The 3435-nt window shown below is 73.5% G+C and carries 3 protein-coding genes; all 3 read left to right on the plus strand.

Going from position 1 to position 3435, the window contains the following annotated elements:
- The coding region (locus G5C62_RS26145; RefSeq protein WP_164703293.1) for a hypothetical protein at positions 1-676 on the plus strand (676 nt) is incomplete at its 5' end.
- A 15-nt stretch (positions 677-691) separates the two neighbouring features.
- Entirely contained in the window at positions 692-2872 is a 2181-nt protein-coding gene (locus G5C62_RS26150; RefSeq protein ID WP_206330877.1) for a glycosyltransferase, read from the plus strand.
- On the plus strand, positions 2869-3435 hold a 567-nt coding region (locus G5C62_RS26155), incomplete at its 3' end, for a hypothetical protein (protein ID WP_164703294.1). The genes G5C62_RS26150 and G5C62_RS26155, both read left to right, overlap by 4 nt.

Here is a 3435-nt window from a genome sequence, read left to right on the forward strand (position 1 = left end):
GGCGGTGCTGGCCCTGCTGACCGGGTGCGGTGACCCCGAGCTGCTGGACCCCACCGAGGAGCCGCTCGCCGGCGACCGCGAGCGCATCGTCGCCCGGGTCACCGAGGGCATGACGGTGGCCGCCGACCAGCTCGGTGCGGGCGGGCCGCTCGGCACCCGGGTGGACACCCGCTGCTCCGCCGGTACGGACGACTGGAAGACCCACGACACCCACCGTTCGACCTGCGACGTCTCGATCTCGATGGGGTTCGTGCTGGACGCCGCCCCGGCGGAGGCGCTCGGCGGGGTCGACGGGCTCGAGCTGTTCGAGGAACGGATGCTCGCCGTGGGCTGGGGCGGCGCGGACTGGTTCCTGGCCGGCAACCCGTGGGGCACCGGGGTCACCCCGGACCACCTGCGGACGTACGGGCGACCGGCCAGCGACGTCATCGGGGTGCGGCTGTGGGACCACAGCGGCGACTCGGGTGCACACCTCGACCTCGCCTTCCGGTCGGCCACCGAGCCGGTCGAACCGCCCTCGAGACCACTCGACGACGTCGAGCACTCCCCCGTGGGCCTCTACCACGGCGACACCGAGGGGAGCGGCTGGCAGGACGCCTGGGCCACCGAGCGGGCCGCGCACCCGTTCGCCCTGGTCGGACGGGGCGATGCCGTGCTGGCCGAGCAATCCTGGTGACCCGCAGGCGTCGGCGTGCCGGGTCGCCGGCTCACCCGACCGGGTGACCCCTCCCCCGGCCGGGCACAGCTGGACGGCGCAGGTGCCGACCACCACGGGGTGACGGTCTCCGCGCCCCGTGGCGCCACTCCCAGCCCGGCATCGAGCCGTGCCGGTGGCCGGCACGCCGCGCCCCAGCGGCTCGGCGCCGTCCTGGTCGAGCAGGGCGTGCTCACCGAGGAGCAGCTGGCCGAGGCCCTGGCCCAGCACGAGCGGGTGGGCGCACCGCTGGGCTCCGTCGTCCTGGCCAAGGGCTGGGTGACCCGGCGCGAGCTCTACGTCGGTCTGGCCGCGGTCTGGGGCGCCGACCTGGCGTTCGTCGACCCGGTCGACGTCGACGAGGAGCTGGCCCGGCGCTTCCCCGCCGCGATGCTCGCCCGCGAGACCTGGGTGCCACTGCGCATCGAGGAGGACGGCGACGGCCTGCCCCAGGTCGTCGTCGCCACCGCCGGCCGCCCGTCGGCGCACATCGCCGAGGTGGTCGTGCAGCGCACCGGCATCCCGCGGGTGCGCCAGGTGGTCACCACCGACTGGGACGTGCAGCGGGCACTGCGCACCGTGTGGCGGGACGAGCTGGTGCACGACGCGGTCAGCGCGCTGGCCGAACGCCGGCCCGACGAGTCGGCGTCCACGGTGTTCGTCTGGCCGCAGGTCGCCGCCGCGCTCGCCCTGCTCATCGCCACCGTGACCGGGCTGGTGCTCGACCCCTCGCTGACCATGCTGGTGCTGGTCGGCACGGTGAACGCCGCCGTCGCCCTCGCCGTCGGCACCAAGGCCCTGATCAGCACGGTGGGCACCGCCTGGGAGACCGTCGAGCAGGTCACCGCCGCCGAGGTCGCCGCGCTGCAGGACGCCGAGCTGCCCGTCTACACGATCCTGGTCCCGGTCTACAAGGAGGCCGGGATCGTCGGGCTGCTGATGCGAAACCTGGCCGACCTGGACTGGCCCCGGGAGAAGCTGGAGATCCTGCTCCTGCTGGAGGAAGACGACCCGGAGACGCTCACCGCCGCACTGGCCGCCGCACCGCCGGACATCGTCCGCATCGTCGTCGTCCCGCACTCGCTGCCGAAGACCAAGCCGCGCGCCTGCAACGTCGGGCTGGCCTTCGCCCGCGGCGAGTACGTGGTCATCTACGACGCCGAGGACCGCCCCGACGCCGACCAGCTGAAGAAGTCGCTCATCGCCTTCCGCAAGGGCGGGGACGACCTGGTCTGTGTGCAGGCCGCGCTGAACTACTTCAACGCCCGGGAGAACCTGCTCACCCGCATGTTCACCCTGGAGTACTCCTCCTGGTTCGACTACACCCTGGCCGGGCTGGACAAGCTGCGACTGCCCATCCCGCTGGGCGGCACCAGCAACCACTTCCGCACCGACATGCTGCGCGACCTCGGTGGCTGGGATCCCTACAACGTCACCGAGGACGCCGACCTCGGCATCCGCGCCTCCGCCCGCGGCCACCGCGTCGCCGTCGTCAACTCGACGACGTACGAGGAGGCCAACATGGCCGTCGGCAACTGGATCCGGCAGCGCAGCCGCTGGATCAAGGGCTACATGCAGACGGTCCTGGTACACACCCGGCACCCGTGGCGACTGCTGCGCAGCGTCGGCCCGCGGCAGACGGCCGGCTTCGCGCTGCTCATCGGCGGCACCCCGCTGATGTTCCTGGCCGCCCCGTGGCTCTACGCGATGCTGGCGGTCGAGCTGCTGTGGCCCGGGGCCCTCACCCCTGCCCTGCCCGAGTGGCTGGTCCAGGTCAGCCTCGCCAACCTGCTGTTCGGCAACGGCGTGATCATCTACCTGTCGCTGCTGGCCGGCTTCAAGCGGCGCACGTACGGCCTGGTGCCGTTCGCGCTGCTCTCCCCGCTCTACTGGCTGCTGCACTCGATCGCCTCGTACAAGGCGCTGTGGCAGCTCCTGGTCAACCCGTTCTACTGGGAGAAGACGAACCACGGACTGTCCAGCCACGTGCAGGTCGAGGACGTGCCGAGCATGGACGACGGCCCGGCCACGGAGCGCCCCGCGCCGGCCCAGACCACGACGACGATGCAGGTCACGGCGACGACCCAGGCCGCACGGCACGTCGTCCGCCTGATGGACCCGCACACCGTCCCCGTGCCACCCCCCGCACCGGACACCTCGCCGGAGGACCGGGCATGACCGCCGCCGACCCGCTGGCCGTCCTGCGCCCGGACGCCTCACCCGCCGAGGCGGAGAGCCACGCCGAGTCGCGGATGCGGCTGGCCACCGCAGCCGGACCGCCCCGGGTGCCGATGCGCCGGGTGCTGCTGACCTGCGCGCTCGTGCTCGGGGTCGAGACCGTCGTCCTGCTCGCCACCGACCGGTCACTGCACGACGTGCTGCTGCCCGGCTACCTGATCCTGATCGTCGCGTTCGGGCTGGTCTTCTGCCTCGGCGCCGTCACCGTCGCCGGCTTCGCCGCCGGAGCGGCCGCCGCCGGCCTGGTCGTGCTGGAACCGGACGCCCTGCTGCCCCTGCTCGGCGGCGCAGCGCTGCTGGCCCTGGGCTGCGGGGTCGCTCCCGGATGGGCCCGGGTCGAGGCCTGGCAGGCGGCACACTCCCGCCCGCTCACCGCGGAGGAGGAGGCCGCGGTCGCCCAGCGGGCGCTGAGCGTCGACCGCAGCCGCGGCTGGAGCCGTGGCGTGCGGCTGCGCAACTACTGGCGCACCGACCGGGTGCTCGCAGCGTTCCTGGTGCTGGCG

The organism is Modestobacter sp. KNN46-3, assembly GCF_011039295.1.